General features: G+C 44.1%; 1 pseudogene. It reads right to left on the bottom strand.

The annotated features are described in order from the left end of the window. A pseudogene (locus SB719_RS21840) lies at window positions 1-212 on the bottom strand (D-alanine--D-alanine ligase A); the annotation flags it as partial. Window positions 213-247 lie beyond the last annotated feature (35 nt).

Raw genomic sequence — 247 nt, 5'->3', positions numbered from 1 at the left:
CCTGAGCGAGGGTTCTTATTCCCAAGAACAGCGCACCCCACTTCAAAGCCTTCGATATTTTGTTCGATCACGACTTTGTGATCATATATAAACGCAAGTACAATGCCTTCTATCAGTTCTTTATGAGTGTGTGCTTTTGTAATCCCGATCGATGACCCGGATTTTGCCGGTTTGACATACAGAGGGAAATCGAATCGTTCTGCAGCTTGCATCGCTTTTTCCTTATAGTCATCCGGATAGACCGTTA

The sequence above is a fragment of the Pantoea sp. SIMBA_079 genome, from assembly GCF_046940275.1.
GTDB classification, from domain to species: Bacteria; Pseudomonadota; Gammaproteobacteria; order Enterobacterales; family Enterobacteriaceae; genus Pantoea; species Pantoea borealis.
Note: the sequence above shows the minus strand (reverse complement) of the source record. Positions and strands in the feature narration are given on the sequence as shown.